A 17641-nucleotide genomic window follows, 5' to 3' on the forward strand; every position below is an offset into this window, starting at 1 on the left:
CCGGGTTCCCGATGTCGACGGGCCGCGCACGAGCACCGCAGATTTCGAAGACCGAGCGATCAATCACGCTTCCCCCATTACGGGTTGTCAGGCTTTCCCTCTCCGTAGAGCCAGTCCGCCCACACCCGCTTCAGTTCCTCGCGCGACTTGTCATCTCCCGCATGCTTCTCGACATATGCCGTGAAGTCCTTGGTGTTCGCGTTGCTGTGGCGATAGGTATTCAACCAACCTTGGATGATGTCGTAGAAGGTTTCGTCGCCGACGGTTTCGCGAATCTTGTGGATCACCATCCCGCCCCGGTCGTACACGGGAGCGTCCGAGATGCTGGCTGCGTCCGATTGCCTGGCCGGCGGGAAGGCCCAGATCGCTTCGTTGTCCGCCTTCGACTCGTAGTACTCGCCTTCATAGAGCGCGTCGAAGGTGTCCTGTGCGCTGTCGCCGCCGTTGTCCTCCTCCCACAGCCACTCCGCGTAGGTCGCGAAACCTTCGTTGAGCCACATGTCCTGCCACGACTTCGGGGTGACCGAATTGCCGAACCACTGGTGGGCCAGTTCGTGGACGAGGGTGGACGCGTCGGCGGCCTCGACGGGGAACACCGGTTTCGTCTGCGTCTCCAGGGCATACCCCAAGTCCACCCGGCCGTCGACGATCGCGCCCGTCGAGGAGAACGGGTAGTCGCCGAAGTTGAGCTCAGCCCAGTCCATGATCTCGGGGATCTTCGCTAGGACTTTCTCTGTCTTCTCATACTTGCCCTCCGGGAGCGTCGGGTCGATTGCCGTGAACACCGGGATACCGGAGTTCGCCTTCGACGTCATCGACTTCTTCGTGTCGTACTCCCCGATCGCCAGTGTCGCCAGATAGCTGGCCATGGGTTCGGCGGTGTGCCAGGCGAACGTGGTGCGGCCGTTCGTCGTTGTCTCTTTCGTCAGCTCACCGTTGGAGATGGCCTGCAGTCCCTTGGGAACGGTGATCTGTATGTCGTAGGCGGCCTTGTCGCTCGGGTGGTTGTTGCTGGGGAACCAGGCCATGGAGCCAGCCGGTTCGCCGACTGCGAGGGCGCTCTTGTCTCCCTTCAGCCAGCCTTCTTTGGAGCCGTCCGCGTCCGTGACGGTCTGCGGAGCGCCGGAGTAGCGGACGGTCGCGCGGAATTTCTCACCCCGATCGAGGCCGTTGCGTGGGCGAACGGTCAGCTCGTCACCGGAGCGGTTGAAGCGGGCCTTCTTGCCTTCGACGGTGACGTCCTTGACCTTCAGGCCCTTGAGGTCGAGGTTGAAGGCACTGAGGTTCTTGGTGGCCCGAGCCGTGATCTCCGCTGCGCCAGTGAGGTGGTGGGACTCGGGGTCGTAGCCGAGGGTCAGGCCGTAGTGCGCCACGTCGTACCCCCCATTGCCGAGTTCCGGGAAGAAGGGGTCGCGGACGCCTGCGGCGCCGGGAGTGCCATCCGCACTACTGCTGGTGCAGCCTGCGACGGCGGTGAGTGTCAGGGCGGCGAGTACGGCGGGGGCGGTGCGTCGGGCGCGGAGCCCCCTGGTCAGAGGGGCGGTGGCTCGGTAGTTCACCTCGGTGATCCTATGACCACCGCCTCGTGATTCCTCGGGCCAGGGGCGCCGGTCGGTGACGACGCGTCCAGTTGTCTGCTCACCCGGCTGCCAGGTCATTCCGGCTACCAGGTCACCCGGCTGCTCCGTCAGCGGGGATTCGCGGCGGTCGGCGTCGGGCAGCGTCGGTCAGCGGCTGAGTATGGCCGCGCCCGCCTTGGCGAACTTCTCGTCCAGGTCCCCGCTCGGCGCACCCGCCACGCCTATGCCCGCGATCGGGGCGCCCTTGGCAGTAATGGGGGTGGCCCCCGCGAGGAACAGCGTGCCCGGGATGTCCTTCAGGTTCGGAGCCTGCTGGAGCCGCTTGGCGAGCTCGGAGGTGGGGGCGTTCCACGACACGGCCGTGTAGGCCTTCCGCTCTGCGGACTCGTACGACTGCGGGCCGGCACCGTCTCCACGCAGCGTGACGATTGTGTTGCCGTTGCGATCGACGACGGCCACCGTCACCCGCTGGTTCTCCTTCTTCGCGGCGTCCAGCGCAGCTTGGGCGGCCTTGGTCGCCGCGGCCACCGAGAGGTGCGTGGAGGCGGTGAGGTTCCGGCTGCCCGCGTCCGCGGTCACTGCGGCCTTGGCGGCAGCGTCCGGCGTACCCGCCGTGGCGGAGACCGTGCCGAACGTGGCCGCGCCTACCGTGGCAAGGGCGGCGGCCATGGTCACGAAACGGGCGCGCGGGGAGAACTGCTTCATCGACTTCATGTCCGTTGACTCCTGTACGAGTGCGCTCTGTCACGAGCAAGCGGCGAGCTGATCCCGCCACGCAATCCATCGTCCGGCCCTCGCCCGGCCCTTCCCGTCGGCGTTCCGGCTGCCTGCCGGGCGCGCTTCGGATGACGGCCGTGTCAACCGATTGGATGACCCGGTTGCGCGACGCCGAGGGCCAGAATGGAGGAGTCTTCCCAGTTCAAGCGCGTGTGTCCGCACGTTCGAGCAAGAGAGCGGGCCGGAAAGGAGGCCAGCATGGACCAGCACAACGGCAGCCCCGGATCCGTGGGCGGCTTCAGCTCCAAGGACACCCATGGCCGAGCTGACAGCCCCAGCAGCACGGCCGACCTCCGCGCCCACGCCCCCATGTCCCGCTGGCTCGGCACCGTCATGCACACGGCGTTCTTCCTCCTTCTCGGCGCCTCCCTCGCCCGTTTCCTCCTCCGTCACCCGGGCGAGCCCCGCACCCCTGGCATCATCGCCCTCTCCATCACCCTCGCCGTCCTCTATGTCCTGGCCCCGGCGCCCGGCGCCGCCCCCAGCACCCGGCGCCCTGTCTGGCTCGGCGCGGTGGTCGGTGCCTGGGTGGTCCTGGTCGTCCTCGCGCCAAGCTTCGCGTGGTGCGCGGTGCCCCTGTTCTATACGGGGCTGCGCACACTTCCGACACGAGCGGCGCTGGCCCTGGTCGCGGTCCTCACCGCCCTCGTCGTAGGCGCTCAGCTCAGACTCGCCGACAGCTTCGACCCGAACCTGGCCTTCGCGCCCCCCGCCGTCGCGGCTGTGGCGACCGCAGTGTTCATTCACATGCAGCGACAGACCGAGTACCAACGCGCCCTGATCGACGACCTGATCCGCACCCGCCGCGAACTGGCCGCCACCGAACGCCGCGAAGGCACGCTCGCCGAGCGACAGCGCCTGTCGATGGAGATCCACGACACCCTGGCCCAGGGCTTGTCCAGCCAGCAGATGCTGCTGCAGGCCGCCGACCGAGTGTGGGACGCCGATCCGGCGACGGCGCGTGCCCACGTCCGATCAGCGGTGTCGATCACTGAGCGCGGGTTGGTGGAAGCCCGCCGCTTCGTCCACGACCTGGCGCCCGCCGACCTGGCGGAAGCCGGCGCCGACGACGGTGAGGCCTTGCCGTCGGCCCTCAGCACGCTGGCGGAACGGGAGACGACGGCAAGGCTGGAGATCCGCTTCCACGCCGAAGGAAAGCCCGTGCCACTGCCCGGCAGAACGCAGTCGGCGCTGCTCCGCATCGCACAGGGCGCCCTGGCGAATGTCCGCGAACACGCGGATGCGAGCGCGGCGGCATTGACGCTGACGTACCTGGGCGACCAAGTGGTCCTCGACATCGCGGACGACGGGAAGGGCTTCGTCGTTACGGGAGAGGGACGAGGGATTGCCGCAGCACGGGGGGACCAGGATCCGACCGACGCTCGCAGCGAGGGAACGACGGGCACCGCCTCCGGGGAGGGTGCCCACGGCGATAGGGAAGAGGCCTACGCCGAGGAGGGTGCCTACGTCGGCAGGGAAGAGGCCTACGTCGAGGAGGGTGCCTATATCGGCAGGGAAGACACTCCCGTCGGGAGGGAGGAGGCTTCTCTCAGGACGGGGGAGGTTTTCAGGACGGAGGAGGTTGCCAGGGAGGCCTTCAGAACTCGGGAGGTCGAGGCGGGAGAGCGTGGCGGCGGGGCGCGTGGGCCCTCCGGTGGCGGCGACGGGTCTGTAAGGTCCGCCGCACACGACGGGCATGGAGCCGCCAGCCAGGTCCCGGCCAGCGCGGCTGCCAGCCGAGGTGCCGGCTCCGACGCTGACCTCCGCCTCATCACCGATGCCGGACGAAGACCGGCCACTGCACGCGACCTCGGCTCCGGGGTGCGGCGCGGGCACGGGCTGCCGGCGATACATGCTCGGGCCCGCCAACTCGGCGGGACGCTGACGGTGGAGTCGACACCCGGCGAGGGCACGGTGCTGTCGGTCCTCATCCCCCTGGCAGCCGAACCGTCTCGTCCGTCCAAGCCGTCACCGCCCGCTGCACCGCCTCAGTCCGCACCGTCGCCCGAAGGGTGGCCTCCGTCAGGGAGTACGCATGAGCAGTGAAAAGTCTCCGATTGGGCCGATTGAGTCGGTGCGGCTGGTGGTGTGTGACGACCATGTGGTGGTGCGGGCGGGGTTGATGGCGTTGCTGGCCAGTGCGCCGGGGATCGAGGTGATCGGGGAAGCCGGGTCGGGGGAGGAAGCGGTGGCGTTGGCGGGGAAGCTGGCGCCGGACGTGGTGCTGATGGATTTGCAGTTGGGGCCGGGTATCGACGGGGTGGAAGCGACTCGTCGGATCACGGGGTGGGGGCGCGAGGACGGTGGCGGCGGCAATGGCAGTGGCGGCGGTAGCGGAAGTGGTGGGGACGGTGGCAGTGGTGGGGGCGTAGGTGAGGAGGGTGATGGCCAGGGTGGTGGAGCGCCGCGGGTGCTGGTGCTCACTACGTATGACACGGATGCCGACATCACGAGGGCCATCGAGGCGGGGGCGACGGGGTATCTGCTGAAGGCCGAGCGGCCCGAGGAATTGTTTGCAGCGATTCATGCGGCGGCGCAAGGGCGTACGGCGTTGTCGCCGCCGGTCGCGTCCCGGGTGATGGCGCGGATGCGGGAGCCGCAGCCCACGCTCACGCCGCGGGAGCTGGACATTCTCGGGCGGCTTGCGCAGGGGATGGGGAATCGGGAGATCGCCAGGACGCTGTTCATCAGTGAGGCGACGGTGAAGACGCACCTGGGGCGGATGTACGAAAAATTGGGGGTGGATACGCGGGCGGGGGCGGTGGCTGTGGCCAAGGAGCGGCGGTTGCTTCCCTGAGGGCGTGCGGAGTGTGGTGGTGAGGGGAGGGCGTGGCACCATCGGGCGCGTGCTCGATATTGGTTATGCCCTTTCCCGCCGGTTTCCGGATCCGCCGCAGATGAACTATCGCGAAGCGGATGTGCGTGCGCTGCGGCACGACCTGTTCTGCGGGGACGTGTATCTCGCGGACACCAAGGCGGACCGGGAGGTGGGGACTGCCTGGGGGTGGGTGCCGGTGCTCGACTTCGCGTGGGCGCTGTGCGACATCGTGGAGCAGTTGGACACGGATCCGCTGGGGAGCAGGGCGTCGCGGCCGCAGTACGCGGAGTTGGACTTCACGGAGTCGACGGACCGGATGTTGTTCGCGCGGCGGTTCGGGTGGGTGGACATCGAGGCGGACTGGATGAGGGCGGAGGAGGAGCCGCTCACGTTCTCGCACGGGGAGTTGCGGAAGGAGGCGCGGGACTTTCTGCACGACCTGGTGGCGGACCTCATCGACCTGCATGAGGGGCTGGGGGCGAATCCGGTGATCTGGACGTTGCAGGCGCGGTATCCGCGGGTGGGTTGAGCAGGCCCTCCGGGCGGGGCAGTGGGCGCTGTTCGGAGGCGGGGCGGGATGGTGTCACGTTTGGTGGGGGGTGGCTCGTCGTATCGGTGAACGTGTTCCCGTGCCCGTGAGGGCCGACAGAGACGGAGGCCGCCATGGCCCGCGCCCAAGCCACCCGCGCACCCCACTCCTCCGGCCGTCCGCAACCGCACCTCACGGTGGTCGGCGGCGGCTTCGCCGGGCTGACTGCCGCGATCACGGCGGCGGAGGCCGGGGCGCGTGTGACGTTGTACGAGTCGCATCACACATTGGGTGGGCGGGCTCGTACGGCGGATGAGGAGTACCGGACCAATGAGGGGCCGCACGCGTTGTACAACGGTGGGCCGCACTGGACGTGGTTGAAGCAGCGGGGGCTCATCGGGGACCTCGCGCCGATCCCGCCGATGGAGGGCACACGGCTGCGTCTGCATCACCATGGGGCGTTGCGGCGTATGCCGCCGCTGGCGATGCTCAGGTTGTTGCGGAGGGCTCCGGAGCAGGCGCCCGTGGATGTGGACTTTGCGACCTGGGCGGGCGCGCTGGTGGGTGAAGAGGGCGCGCGGGCTGCGGCGCACTACTCGGCGGTGGCGTTGTTCCACCATGACCCCGGTTCGCTGTCGGCGCGGTTTGTGCACACGCGGTTGCGGAGGGCGGCGAAGTTGCCGCCGGAGGCGCACTATCCGGTGGGTGGTTGGGGGGCGGTCATCGATCGGATGGCGGCCATGGCGTGGAACCTGGGGGTGCGGGTGGAGACGCTCGCCAGGGTGGACGACGTCACGGAGTTCGCGGACCGGGGCCCGGTGGTGGTGGCGACGTCGCTCGACGCGGCGCGGCGGCTGTTGGGGGACGACACGTTGCGCTGGGAGAGCGGTCGTACGGCGCTGGTGGATGTGGCGTTGCGGACCCGGCGGGGTGATTTGTTCGCGTTGTCGGACCTGGATGCCACGGGGTGGGTCGAGCGGTTCACCGCTCAGGACCGCACGCTCGCCCCCGCAGGTGAGCAGCTCATTCAGGCGCAGATTCCCATCGGTCCCGAGGAGTCGAAGGCGGACGGGGTGGCGCGGGCCGAGTATCTGCTCGATCTCGGTTTCCGTGACTGGCGTGAGCGTGTGACGTGGCGGCGTGCGGCGGTGGCGAACGGCCGTACGGGGGCGCTCGACCGGCCCGGCACCACCTGGCGCGACCGGCCGTCCGTGAACCGTGGCGAGGGCGTGTATCTCGCGGGCGACCAGGTGGCGGCGCCAGGGTTGCTCTCGGAGGTGTCGTTCAACAGCGCCATCGAGGCGGTGACGCTGGCACTCACCTCGCGGGGTGGCTTCGGCGGCCTCGGCGGCTCCAACGACACCGACGACACCGGCGCCCACACCCGGACCGGCTCCCACACCCAGGCCGACTCCCGCGCCCCCGCCCACGCCCACGCCGCGGCCGACGCCAAGGCCGGGGCCGGGGCCGAGGCCGGGGCCGAGGCCGACGGCAAGGACGTGGCTGGGCGGTCGTCTGACGGAAAGCCCGCTCCATGGATTGACCTCAAGTCTGCTTGAGGTTGGAGAGTGGGTGCGGTCCCGAGCCGACTGGTCGGGCCCGCCGGCCGGTCGCGCCCACCCCGGTGCGCTCGACCGCGCCCGACCGCGTCCGACTGCGCTCGACCGCGCCCGCCCCACTCACAAGGAGCCCCCATGCACGCCATCCGCCTCCACGCCTTCGGCCCCGCCGAGAACCTCGTACACGAGACGGTCGAGGACCCGAAGCCGGAGGCGGGCCAGGTGCGGATCGCCGTCGCCGCGGCCGGGGTCCACCTCCTCGACACGGCGATACGCCAGGGCGACAAGGGCCCCGCACCGGAGCTGCCCGCGCTGCCGACGATCCCCGGCCGCGAGGTCGCCGGGACCGTCGAGTCCGTCGGCGCGGGCGTGGACGCCGACTGGCTGGGCAAGCGCGTCGTCGCGCACATCGGCTTCGCACCCGGTGGATACGCGGAGCTGACCGTGACGGACGTGGCCCGGCTGCACGAACTGCCCGAGGACCTGGACTTCGCGGAGGCGGTGGCGTTGATCGGGACGGGACGTACGACGATGGGCATCCTGCAGTTCGTGGAGCTCGACGGGCGCTCGGTGGTGGTGGTCCCGGCGGCGGCGGGCGGGATCGGGACGCTGCTGGTGCAGTACGCGAAGCACGCCGAGGCGACGGTCGTGGGGCTCGCGGGCGGGGAGGCGAAGGTGGCGCGGGTGCGGGCCGGAGGGGCGGACCTGGCGGTGGACTACACCGAGGCGGGGTGGCCGGAGGTGGTGCGTACGTTCCTCAAGGGACTTGAGGGGCCTACAGGGGTCAAGGAGCATGGGGGACCTGAGGGACCTGAGGGACCTGAGGGACCTGAGGGGCCTGAGGGGCTCGGTGCTGGCCAGCAGGTGTCAGCGACGCACGTGCTCGACGGGGTCGGCGGGGCGACGGGCCGGGCCGCCGTTGAGCTGCTGGGGGCAGGCGGCGTCCACGTGACGTTCGGCTGGTCGGCGAAGGAGGGACCCGTGGAACTCGGCGAGGAGGAGCGCGCGGCGCGCGGCATCACGCAGATCAACCCGCTGGGCCCGGCGATGCTGGCGAAGGCGGGCGGCGAGAACCCCATACGGGTCCTGGAACTCGCGGCGCTGCGGGCGTACGCCGGTGGGTACTTCACGCCCACCGTGCAACGCTTCCCGTTGGCCGAGGCGGCGTCCGCGCACCGGGCGCTGGAATCCCGGGGAACCTCCGGGAAGGTGGTCCTGATCCCTTGAGGAGGCAGGCACAGGGCGACACAAGGCGGCACAGGCCGAGCAAAGGGCAGGCGCAGGACCGGCGAAGGGCAGGCGCAGGACCGGCGAAGGGTGGGCGCAGGACGGGCGCAGGACGCCCCAGGGGGGGGCCGAAGGGCGGACCTGGCCGGGAACCGCCGCACGGCATGCAGAAAACCAGATGCCCGTGCGACATAAGCGAACTACCGTCCGTTATATGGACTCCGCCCACCCTGCACGCCCCGCACCCCCTGCCGGTTCCGTCACCGTCCGCCCCATCCCCGAAGCCGACATCGACCGCGCTCTCGATCTGGCGTACCTCGTCTTCCACGAGACGCCGGAGGAGGAGAAGCGCAAGCACCACCACGATCTGCTGCGCGACTGCGATCGTATCGGCGCGTACGACGGGGACGTCCTCGTCGGCCTGTTGGTCGCCCACCCGTTCACCGTCTCCGTGCCCGGCGGCGAACTCCGCTGCCCCGGCCTGACCTTCGTCTCCGTGGCGCCGACGCACCGGCGCCGCGGGGTGCTCTCCGGGATGATCGCGAAGCTGTACGAGCAGTGCGCGGCGGACGATGTCCCGGTGGCGGCGTTGTGGGCTTCCGAGGATGTGATCTACGGCCGGTTCGGCTTCGGCACGGCCACGCACGGGAACACGGTCGAGGTCCACACCGAGCGTCCGCTGGCGCTGCGCATCACTCCGGACGACGGTCTGCTGCGGCTCGTCGACCCGGCGGACGCCCCGGCCCTGATCGGCCCGTACTACGACCGTACGCGGGCCGAGCGCGGCGGGCGCATCGCCCGTGACCAGGCGTGGTGGAGCGAGGAGTGGCTGGTCACGGAGGACGAGGACGACGACGAGCTGTCGCCGCCACGCATCGTCGTCCTCGAACCACGGACCGACCGCCCACAGGCCGACGTCCGACACGCCGACACCGCCAACACCCAGCAGGGCATCACCGGCTACGCCGTCTACCGCACCAAGTCCCGTGACGACGCCCCCGGCCTCGTACGCCTCGACGAGTTGGAGGCCGACACCCCGCAGGCCGCCGCCACCCTGTGGCGCTACCTCGCGGACATCGACCTCACGGGCCTGATCCGGGCCTGGGGCCGCCCCCTGGACGACCCGCTGCTCCTGTTCGCCGCGGACCGCGATCAGGTCCGGGTGACAGGACAGTTCCCGGCGCTGTGGCTGCGGCTCGTCGACGTGGGGGCCGCGCTCCGTGCCCGTTCCTGGGCCGCGCCCGCCGACCTCGTCCTGGAGGTACGGGACGCGCACCTCCCGGCGAACGACGGCCGCTTCCGCCTGACGGTGCCACGGGCCGCCACGCCCAACACCCCGGCCGGCACATCCGTAGCCCCGGCCGACACAGCCGCAGCCCCTGTCGGCACAGCCGCAGCCCCGGCGGCCGACCCCGCCACCACGACGTACGAGCGCACCACCGCCCCCGCCGACCTCACCGTCGACGTACGCGACCTCGCCGCCGCCTATCTGGGCGGCACCACCCGGCTGACCTCGGTGGTCCGGGCGGGCCTGGCCACGGAGCACACCCCGGGCGCGGCGGCGGCCCTGGACGCGGCGCTGTGGACGGAGCGCCTTCCGCACACGGTGGACGAGTTCTGACGGCCGCCCGAACCCGCCACCGCGCGGCCGACGGACGGTCGGCGCGCCCTCACGCGCCCGGCTTCCGTCCGAGCTCCCCCAGCGCACCGTCCGTCAGCCGGTACACCGTCCACCCGTCCTGCGGGCGCGCCCCCAACGCCTCGTAGAACGCGATGGACGGAGCGTTCCAGTCCAGTACGGACCATTCGAGACGCTCGTATCCCCGCTCGACGCAGATCCGGGCCAGCTCCCGCAGCAGCGCCTTCCCGTGGCCGCCGCCGCGCGCCTCGGGGCGTACGTACAGGTCCTCCAGATAGATGCCGTGCACGCCGCGCCAGGTGGAGAAGTTCAGGAACCACAGGGCGAAACCGACTGCCCGGCCCGTCGCGTCGTCCACAGCGATGTGGGCGTACGCGGCGGGCCGCTCGCCGAACAGCGCGTCGTGCAGCTGCTCCTGGGTGGCGCGGGCCTCGTGCGGCTCCTTCTCGTACTCGGCGAGCTCACGGACCATGGTGTGGATGAGGGGGATGTCATCGGGAGTGGCGCTACGAATCATGAGCGCAGCAAGCCACAGGCCGCTGCGCCCGGTCAACCGCGCCACCGCAGCCCAACCCGTCCCACGACCTCCCGCCCCACCACCTCCCGCCCCACCGCCCCTCGTCCGACCTCCCCTCGCCCCACCGCCCCTCGTCCGACCTCCCCTCGCCCCACCACCCCTCGTCCGACCGCTCAACGTCCGACCGCCCCTCGTCCGACCGGCACGCGTCCCACCTCCCCCCGCCCGACAGTCGCCCGTCTCACCGCCGCCCTGCTCCTCCTGGCCGCACTCGCCACCCCCGGCTGCTCGACGGGAGACACCGCCCCCGACGCCCCTGCGGCGAACAGCACCTCCGCCGACCCCACCCCGGACACCCCCGCCGACTCCACCCCGGACAGTTCCACCGCCCCCACCCCGGACGACTCCACCGACCCCGCCTGGTGGGCCCCCGAGCCAGGAGAGATCACGGACTGGGACTGGCAGATCAGCGAGCCCTACGACCTCTCCGCGCACCGCCAGATGTACGACATCGACCTCTTCGACCTGGCGCCGGAGGGCTCCGAGCTCCGTTACGACGACGGCACGGTCATCGACGTACCCGCGGGACCGCTCGCCGGGAGGATCGACGAGTTGCACGCGCGCCGTCCGCGTCCGGTGGTGATCTGCTATGTCGACACGGGCGCGTACGAGCACTACCGCCCGGACGCGGCCCGCTTCCCCGGTCACGAGGAGCGGCGGGGCGCGATCCCGAACAGGCCGCACGCCCCGGCGGCGGGTTCCGTGGTCGGCTGGGACACCGGGTGGGAGGGCGAGCGGTGGCTGGACATCCGCAAGGGCTCGCGGGGCGCGTTCGCGGAGGCGGTGTGGGCGCGGTTCGACCTGGCGGAACGGATGGGCTGCGACGGGGTGGAACCGGACCAGAACAATCCGCGCGGCAACGACCCGGGCTTCCGGGTACCGCTCGCGGACCAGCTCTCCTGGTACCGCGAGGTCGCGCGGCAGGCACACGCGCGCGGGCTGTCCGTCGGCATGAAGAACGGCCACAACGAACCGGGGACGGCCGCGCGGCTGGTGGACTCCTTCGACTGGGCGCTGCCCGAGGAGTGCGTGGAGTTCGACGAGTGCGGTGAGCTGGAACCGTTCGTCGCGGCGGGCAAGGCGGTGTTCGCCGTCGACTACCGGGGGTCGGTGGGCAGTCCGGCGGCGGCGTGCCGTACGCAGGCGCGGCACGGACTCGACGGCCTGATCAAGGGCGAGCCGCCAACGGGTTCGTACCGCAGGGCGTGCGGCCAGAAGCCGCCCCGCACCCGCTAGAAGCCGCACACCCTAGGGACCGCACCCGCCAGAAACCTCCCCGCACCGCCCGAGCATCCGTACCGCGAAGCACGCGGCCCGAAGCAGCCCGCTCCGCCCAAGCATCCGTACCGCGGAACATGCGGCCCGAAGCCGCCCCTCACCGCCCGAGCATCCGTACCGCGGAACATGCGGCCCGAAGCCGCCCCTCACCGCCCGAGCAACCGCCGAGCCACCTCCACATGGTCCGCGGCCGGCGCCCGCCCGTCCTCGATGTCCCACAGGGCGTTCTGCAGCACCCGGCCGAGGGTCCAGGCCTTGGCCCGCTCCCGGTCCAGGCCGAGGATCTCGGTCATGGCGTCGAACCGCCAGCACACCTCGTCGGCGTCGAAGAGGTTGTCCAGGGCGGGCCACAGGTCGAAGCCGGGGTCGCCGGCGAGGGGTTTGGGATCGATGGCGAGCCACGGTTCGCGGTCGGACGCGAGGACGTTGTCGAAGTGCAGGTCCCAGTGGAGCATCCGGTCACCGGGTTCGCCGACGACCTCGCGGACGGCGTCGGCGCACCGCGCGATCAGGGCCCGCTCGGCCGGGTCGGTCAGGGCGCGCAGGGCGGCCGGGGTGTCGTCGAGCATCTGCCCGGCGATGTCACCGAGGGTGCGCATACCGGGTGGGGCGGGCACGGAGGTGAGACGGGCGAGGAGTTCGGCGAGGAGGACGACGGCCTTGCGGGTCTCGTCGCGTCCCGGCTCGGCGACCGTGGTCATCACCGCGCCGGGCAGCGCGCGTTCGAGGAGCATCGTGCCGGTGGCGTCGTCGTAGTCGAGCAGCCGGACCGCGCCGTCGCCGTTCCACACGCGCAGCGCGACGGGCTCGCCCTCCGTCTCCTCGTCGAGGATCTGGAACTTCACCACGGCGGGGCTCCCGTCGCCGCGCTCGACGGGCAGCACCAGCGCCGCCATGCCGTACATGGAGTCCCCGACGACCTTCAGCTCCCAGCGGTCGACGAACTCGGCGACGCGCGCGGGCAGTGCGGCGATGAACTCGCGGCCCGGTTCGCCCGCGTACATGTACTGCGACTTGATCAGCTCGTCCGGGATCTGGATGTCGATCACGCGGGCGACCCTATCCACGGGCCGCCGCCCGCACCTCCGATTAATTCCGGCCACGGGGCGGCGGGGCGCGTCCGCCACTCCGTACGTCGTCCGGCCACCGGGCGAGGGGCGACCGGCACCCCGTACGTCGTCCGGCCACCGGCCAGGGGCGCATCCGGGGCCCCGTACGTCGTCCCCTCCCCCTCCCCGGAACGGTCGAGGCCTAGGAGATCTCCGCCTCGTCGAGCACCTTCCCGAACGACGTCTCGCTGTACAGCGAGTCGCTCGGCGCCTTCTTGCCGTCGACGACGACGGTCGGCGTCCCGGAGATGCCGTCGGAGGTGAAGGCGTCCATGGCGGTGCGGACCCAGCTCTTGTACCTGTTGCCGTTGACCGCGTCCAGGAACGCGGTCTCGCGCAGACCGACCGTGTCGGCGATCTTCAGCAGGAAGGCGGGCGTGAACGCGTCCTCGCTCTCCTCCGGCTGGTTGGTGAAGACGGCGGAGTGGAAGGCCGCGAACTTGCCCGTGCCGACGGCGGCACGCAGGGCGTTCGCGGCGTTCGCCGAGCCGCTGCCGCCGAAGTTCCGGTCGAGGAACGAGGCGATCGTGTACTCGACCTTCACGTTCCCCGCGGCCAGCGGCCGCACGAGGGCCTGTGCGCCGCCCTCCTCGAACTTCTTGCAGAAGGGGCAGCGCGGGTCCTCGTACACCTTGACGGTGTGCTTCGCCCCCGCCTTGCCGAGCGTGATCACGCCGCCCCGCACCGACGCGGGCACCCCGGCGAGCAGGCCCACGGAGGCGGGCGGAGCCTTCGCTTCCGGTACGTCGGCGGGGTCCTGGGAGGGCGAAGGAGCCCCGGAACCGTCCGAGGAGCCGGAGGAACCCGAGGAGCCCGAAGACTCCCCCGGAGCGGCCCCGTCCACCGACGCCGACCCCTTCGGCAACCCCGTCCAGTCCTTGCCGTCGTCGCCGCCCCCACCGCACCCGGCCACCAGCGCTCCGAGCAGCACGACGGCCGCCGAGGCCGCGCCGCCCCGCCCGGTCCTGCTCACGGATACAGACCTGCGTACGGACCTGCGTACGGACCTACCTACAGACCTGCGTACGGACCTGCGTACGACCATGAACCGTCCTCCACACTTCCCGTCCCCCACCCGGCTTTCCGCCGCGTACAGCTCAAAGTAACGTCCGGCCCCATGAGCACAGGAAGCGGTGGGGGCACTCTCATCGGCGGCCGCTCGGGCCGCGGCGCCTGAAGCCCCGCGCACGGCCCCGGGCGACGGCGGCCTACCCGGCCGGAAGGGCCGGAAGCAGCCCCATCTCCAGGTCCACGACAACCCCGTAATGGTCGCTCGCCCACACCCCGTCGACGGGCTTGTCGAAGGCGGTCCCGGCGCCGCGCACCCGCGCGAAGGCCGTCGGGTGGGCGTGCGGGGAGCCGACGAAGACGTAGTCGATCCGGCGCCGGTGGCCGGGTTGGCGTACGAGCCGCTCGATGTCCTCGGCCGCGTTCGGGTTGTCGGCGGACCAGGTGTGCCCCGGCCCCTCGCCCGCGATCTCCCACGCGTCGTGGAAGTGCGTGCTGCGCCCCGACAGGGACTGCCTGCCGGTCAGATAGCGGATGCCGGCCGTGTCGGGGTCCGCGTTGAAGTCCCCGGCCATGATCGTGGGCAGGGCCGTCCGGTGCCGGGCGTCGAGGTCGCTCAGGGCGAGCACCTGCCGCTCCCGCTGTGCCTCCGCGTCGAGCCTGAACGATGTCGTGGGCGCGACGAACAGCACGTCGCCGAGGTCCGGCAGCGGCACGTGCACCGCCAGCGTGAGCCATGGGAGGTCGGGCGCGTCGACGCCCCGCTGGTCGAGGGCCTCGGCTACGCGGTGCGGCCACCGGGTCGCGACGGCCGTCCCGCCGTACCGGTCCTCGTACGGCGGCTGGGTCGCCGCCGTCTGCGCCTGGTGGGTGCCGTGCAGTCCGGTGCCGTCGAGCAGTTCGGGAAGCTGGTCGGGCAGGACTTCCTGGAGGGCGACGAGGTCGGGCTCGTACTGCCGCAGCCCTTCGTTGATCACCGCGGTCCGCGCGGCGGCGTCGCCGCGGCTGTTCCACACGTTCAGGGTCAGGACGCGCACGTGGCCCCCCGGATGGCGGTGACGTCGAACTCAAGGAGCACCTTCGAGGCGATCATGAGCGTGGTCGCGGCGTTCCAGTCCACGCCCCAGTCCTTGCGGTGGACGGTGACACCGCCCCTGAAGTCGACCCGCAGCCCGCCGTGCGCGTCGCTCTCGCTGCCGGTCAGCACGGCGTCCAGGGTGACCTGCCGGTTCACCTCGCGTACGGAGAGATCACCGGTGACTTTGTAGTGGGCGTCGTCGACCTGCGCCACCTCCGTCGAGGTGAAGCCGAGCGTGGGGTGCGCGTCCGTGTCGAGGAACTTGCCGCGCAGCAGTGCGTCGCGCTGCCGGTTGCCCGTCCGGATGCTCGCGGCCTGGACCGTGAGCCACACGTGGGACGCCGACGGCTGGTCGCCGTCCAGGTGGGCGCCGCCCGTGAACGCGTCGAACTGCCCGCGCACCCTGGTGGACAGGGTGTGCCGGGCGACGAACGCGATCCGGGTACGGGCGGTGTCGAAGACGTAGTCGCCGGTCAGCTCGCTGAGTCTGGAGGCGGTGGACATGGGGGTCACTCCTGGAGGGACGCGTGCAGACGAGAGCGGAGAGGGACAGAGAGGGATAGAGAGGGACAGGGGGCAAAGGGGGGCCAGAGGGGGGCCCGGGGGGGGCAAAGGGAGGCCCGAGGGGGGCGCGGAACTCCGTCGGGTGCCCGGGGCGGGCGGGCGGCCGCGGCACGCGGTCCCGCCCGCCCCGGGCCGGGGGGCCGGTCAGCCGAACTGGCCGGGCTGGTAGTCGCCCGCGGGCCGCTGTGTCATGACGTTCAAACGGTTGAAGGCGTTGAGGACGGCGATGGCCGTCACCAGGGCGCCGAGCTGGGTCTCGTCGTAGTGCTTGGCCGCGTCGGCCCAGACCTCGTCGGGGACGCCCCCGGCGGCGTCGGCGATGCGGGTGCCCTGCTCGGCGAGCGCCAGGGCGGCCCGCTCGGCGTCGGTGAAGACGGTGGCCTCGCGCCAGACGGCGACCAGGTTCAGGCGCTGCTGGTCCTCGCCGGCGTGCACGGCGTTCTTGGTGTGCATGTCGACGCAGTAGCCGCAGCCGTTGATCTGGCTGATGCGGAGGGCCGCGAGCTCCAGCGTGGCGGCGGGCACGGTGGACTCGGCGACCGTCCTGCCCGCCGCGGCGAGGTGCTTCAGGGCGCTGCCCGACACGGGACTGCTGGCGAAGTCGAGGCGGTGGTCCATGGCGATCTCCTTGCGGTGACGGTGAAAGTGGTGAATGCGGTGAAAGTGCTGAGAAACGCGCGTCTGGAAGGTCGACGAGACAGCCCGCCGGAATGTGAGGCGCCCCGCCCGCGGCCCGGCGACATCACATTCCGGCGGGCTGTCTCGTCGTACGGGTGACGGCAGCCGCAGCCAAGGGAGCACCCGCACCATGACCACCCCGAACCGGCCGGAACGAGCCGACGCCCCGAACCCGCCGCAGCAGACCGACGGCCACGAGGACCGGCCCCTGAGCCACCAGGACGGGCCCCTGAGCCGGGACCGGCCCCAAAGCCGCCAGGACCAGACCCTGAGCATCCTCAGGACCGAGCGGCCCCGGCTGATCGACCTCGCCTACCGCCTCCTCGGCTCCCTGGCCGACGCCGAGGACGTCGTACAGGAGGCCTATGTCCGCTGGTACGCCATGTCCCCGCAGGCGCGGCAGGCCATCGAGGTCCCCGGCGCCTGGCTGTCACGGGTGACCAGCCGCATCTGTCTCGACCAGCTCCGCTCGGCGCGGATGCGGCGCGAGAACTACGTGGGCGAGTGGCTCCCCGAGCCGCTGCCCGACCGCACGGAGTGGACCGGGGGGCGGCCGGGCGGCCGGTCCGTCGAACCGGCGGACCCGGCCGACCGCGTCACGCTCGACGAGTCGGTCAACATGGCGTTCCTCGTCGTCCTGGACTCGATGACCCCGGCCGAGCGGGTGGCGTTCATCCTGCACGACGTCTTCCGCTACTCGTTCGCCGAAGTGGGCGAGATCGTCGGCCGGACCCCGGCGGCCTGCCGTCAGCTCGCGTCGTCGGCCCGCCGCCGCATGCGCGCGTCCCACTCCCCGGCAGGTCCGGCGGCGCCCGCCGCCACGGCGTCCCGGCGCGCGGCCCTCGTCAGGGACTTCAAGCAGGCGTGGCAGGCCATGGACATCGAGGCCCTGATCGGTCTCCTCGACCCCGGGGCGACGGCGCTCGCGGACGGCGGGGGCCTGGCCGCCGCCGTGCCCCACCCCATCGAGGGCAGCACGGAGATCGTGCGCTACATGAGCGCGCTCGCCGCGAAGCTCAGCCACCAGAAGGTCCTGGAGCGCACGGTCAACGGCCAGCCCGGCCTGGTGATCCAGGAGGACGGCGTCACCGTGTCGGTGCTGGCGTTCGACTTCTCCGGCGAGAAGATCACCCGCCTCTGGGCGGTGCGGAACCCGGAGAAGCTCCGGACCTGGACGGCGGGCTGAGACAACCGGCGGCGTGGCGAACGCCGCGAACGCC

At 71.4% G+C, this 17641-nt stretch carries 14 protein-coding genes and 2 pseudogenes; 8 read left to right on the top strand and 8 right to left on the bottom strand.

The genetic code is table 11. From position 1 onward, the window contains the following. Window positions 1–77: 77 nt before the first annotated feature. Both GPA10_RS24765 and GPA10_RS24770 read right to left on the bottom strand, forming a co-directional pair. Window positions 78–1559, bottom strand: a complete 1482-nt coding sequence (locus tag GPA10_RS24765; protein ID WP_343041292.1) for a M1 family metallopeptidase — start codon at window positions 1557–1559, stop codon at window positions 78–80. 168 nt (window positions 1560–1727) lie between these two features. Further along, window positions 1728–2285 carry a GlcG/HbpS family heme-binding protein gene (locus GPA10_RS24770; protein ID WP_157167543.1) on the bottom strand — a complete coding sequence of 186 codons (558 nt, stop codon included), beginning with the start codon at window positions 2283–2285 and terminating at the stop codon, window positions 1728–1730. A 381-nt stretch (window positions 2286–2666) separates the two neighbouring features. Here GPA10_RS24770 and GPA10_RS44080 point away from each other — a divergent pair. From GPA10_RS44080 to GPA10_RS24805, 6 genes and pseudogenes are all read left to right on the top strand, one after another. Next, window positions 2667–3791 (top strand): annotated as a pseudogene (locus tag GPA10_RS44080) (sensor histidine kinase); the annotation flags it as partial. Between the two features lie 601 nt (window positions 3792–4392). Further along, the gene (locus GPA10_RS24785; RefSeq protein WP_058846297.1) at window positions 4393–5154 is read left to right on the top strand and encodes a response regulator; all 762 of its coding nucleotides are present in this window, start codon (window positions 4393–4395) and stop codon (window positions 5152–5154) included. A 49-nt stretch (window positions 5155–5203) separates the two neighbouring features. Beyond that, window positions 5204–5704 carry a hypothetical protein gene (locus tag GPA10_RS24790; protein WP_058846440.1) on the top strand — a complete coding sequence of 167 codons (501 nt, stop codon included), beginning with the start codon at window positions 5204–5206 and terminating at the stop codon, window positions 5702–5704. A 134-nt stretch (window positions 5705–5838) separates the two neighbouring features. Next, window positions 5839–7032: pseudogene (locus GPA10_RS24795) on the top strand (NAD(P)-binding protein); the annotation flags it as partial. Between the two features lie 366 nt (window positions 7033–7398). Beyond that, window positions 7399–8490 carry a zinc-binding dehydrogenase gene (locus GPA10_RS24800; RefSeq protein ID WP_157167437.1) on the top strand — a complete coding sequence of 364 codons (1092 nt, stop codon included), beginning with the start codon at window positions 7399–7401 and terminating at the stop codon, window positions 8488–8490. 214 nt (window positions 8491–8704) lie between these two features. Beyond that, a complete protein-coding gene (locus GPA10_RS24805; protein WP_157167438.1) occupies window positions 8705–10111 on the top strand; it encodes a GNAT family N-acetyltransferase in 1407 nt (468 codons plus the stop codon). A 49-nt stretch (window positions 10112–10160) separates the two neighbouring features. Here the strand turns inward: GPA10_RS24805 and GPA10_RS24810 are convergent, their stop codons facing one another. Next, window positions 10161–10646 (bottom strand): GNAT family N-acetyltransferase, encoded by a 486-nt coding sequence (locus GPA10_RS24810; protein ID WP_058846300.1) that lies wholly within the window; start codon window positions 10644–10646, stop codon window positions 10161–10163. On the opposite strand from GPA10_RS24810, the gene GPA10_RS42730 reads away from it, so the two are divergent. Beyond that, a complete protein-coding gene (locus GPA10_RS42730) occupies window positions 10605–11942 on the top strand; it encodes an endo alpha-1,4 polygalactosaminidase (protein WP_198351694.1) in 1338 nt (445 codons plus the stop codon). The two genes, GPA10_RS24810 and GPA10_RS42730, sit on opposite strands and share 42 nt — an antisense overlap. Before the next feature lie 188 nt (window positions 11943–12130). Here the strand turns inward: GPA10_RS42730 and GPA10_RS24820 are convergent, their stop codons facing one another. The 5 genes from GPA10_RS24820 to GPA10_RS24840 form a co-directional block, all read right to left on the bottom strand. After that, window positions 12131–12988, bottom strand: a complete 858-nt coding sequence (locus GPA10_RS24820; protein ID WP_058846441.1) for an aminoglycoside phosphotransferase family protein — start codon at window positions 12986–12988, stop codon at window positions 12131–12133. A gap of 247 nt (window positions 12989–13235) precedes the next feature. Beyond that, entirely contained in the window at window positions 13236–14066 is an 831-nt protein-coding gene (locus GPA10_RS24825; protein ID WP_343041293.1) for a DsbA family protein, read from the bottom strand. Between the two features lie 235 nt (window positions 14067–14301). Continuing rightward, the gene (locus tag GPA10_RS24830) at window positions 14302–15138 is read right to left on the bottom strand and encodes an endonuclease/exonuclease/phosphatase family protein (RefSeq protein WP_198351695.1); all 837 of its coding nucleotides are present in this window, start codon (window positions 15136–15138) and stop codon (window positions 14302–14304) included. Then, the gene (locus GPA10_RS24835; RefSeq protein WP_157167440.1) at window positions 15126–15683 is read right to left on the bottom strand and encodes a YceI family protein; all 558 of its coding nucleotides are present in this window, start codon (window positions 15681–15683) and stop codon (window positions 15126–15128) included. The genes GPA10_RS24830 and GPA10_RS24835 overlap by 13 nt, the downstream gene beginning before the upstream one ends. 204 nt (window positions 15684–15887) lie before the next feature. Next, window positions 15888–16361, bottom strand: a complete 474-nt coding sequence (locus GPA10_RS24840) for a carboxymuconolactone decarboxylase family protein (protein WP_157167441.1) — start codon at window positions 16359–16361, stop codon at window positions 15888–15890. A 190-nt stretch (window positions 16362–16551) separates the two neighbouring features. On the opposite strand from GPA10_RS24840, the gene sigJ reads away from it, so the two are divergent. Beyond that, entirely contained in the window at window positions 16552–17607 is a 1056-nt protein-coding gene (sigJ, locus tag GPA10_RS24845) for an RNA polymerase sigma factor SigJ (protein WP_157167442.1), read from the top strand. Window positions 17608–17641: the final 34 nt, after the last annotated feature.

Source organism: Streptomyces typhae (genome assembly GCF_009755605.1).
Lineage (GTDB): Bacteria > Actinomycetota > Actinomycetes > Streptomycetales > Streptomycetaceae > Streptomyces > Streptomyces typhae.